The 1,029-nt window shown below is 70.7% G+C and carries 2 protein-coding genes; both read right to left on the bottom strand.

What is annotated here, in order from left to right:
- On the bottom strand, positions 1-256 hold a 256-nt coding region (locus tag AC1D2K_RS35140), incomplete at its 3' end, for an enoyl-CoA hydratase-related protein (protein ID WP_478095102.1).
- 7 nt (positions 257-263) lie between these two features.
- The coding region (locus AC1D2K_RS35135) for a 3-hydroxyacyl-CoA dehydrogenase family protein (protein ID WP_478095100.1) at positions 264-1,029 on the bottom strand (766 nt) is incomplete at its 5' end.

Genomic DNA, 1,029 nt, shown 5'->3' with positions numbered 1-1,029 from the left:
CCTCGATGCTCTCGGTCTGCACCGAGGGTTCGCGATCGCGGTTCGCCGACAGCCGCTGCAGCGAGCCGCCGGCACAGAACCACTTGCCTTCGCCGACGATGACGACGCTCTTGATCTCCTGGCTGCTCTCGGCGCCGTTGAGCGCCTCGACGCCGGCGGCGTAGATCTCGGGGCCCAGCGCATTGCGCTGCGCGGGATTGGAGATCGTGAGCACCATGGTGCCCCCTTCGCTGGTGCTTTTCAGTTCTGCGCTCATGGTGTGCTTACTCTTCCTGGTGGGTGAGGCTCAGGCCGAGGGCGCCACGGCGGCGCAGCCACGGGCTCGGGCGATAGCGCGGATCGCCGTAGACGGTCTGCAGGTTGAACAGGACCTCGAGCATGTTGGTCGGACCATACAGGTCCCCCATGGCCAGCGGACCTTGCGGGTAGCCGAGGCCGAGCCGGACCGCGAGCTCGAGGTCGGCCGGCGAGCAGACGCCCTGCTGGCACATGTCGGAGGCGATGTTCACGATGGTCGCCACCACGCGCTGGGTGACGAAGCCGCCGCTGTCGCGGATCACGCTGACGGCCTTGCCGTCGCTGGCGAAGAGGGCATGCGCCGCGTCGCGCATGTCGCGCCGGGTGGCCGGATTGGTGGCCAGCACGCGGCGCCTGGTGGCTGCGTCGTCCACCATCAGGTCGATGCCGACCGTGCGGGTGGCGTCGAGCCGTTCCACCGCGGCCACCGTGGTGACGTCGAAGCCGAGCGGCGCGACCAGGATCAGCGCGGCGTCCGATGGCGTGGCGCCGCTCTCGAGCTGCGCGCCCAGCGCGTGCACCAGCCGCAGCAGTTCGGGGCGCCGGGCCGCGCGCGGCGAGACCCAGACCGGCGGCATCGCCCCGACCACCGGAACCGGCGGCTCGGGCGGCTTCTGTATTTCGCCATCGGGATAGCGATAAAAGCCCTCGCCCGACTTGCGGCCCAGCGCACCCGCGGCCAGCCGCTGCGCCGTGATGACGCTGGGCCGGAAGCGCGGCTCCTCGTAGTAC

This window comes from Variovorax sp. P1_H12_2 (assembly GCF_056405335.1).
The sequence above is the reverse complement of the archived record's forward strand: the minus strand, read 5'-3'. Positions and strand labels throughout refer to the sequence as shown.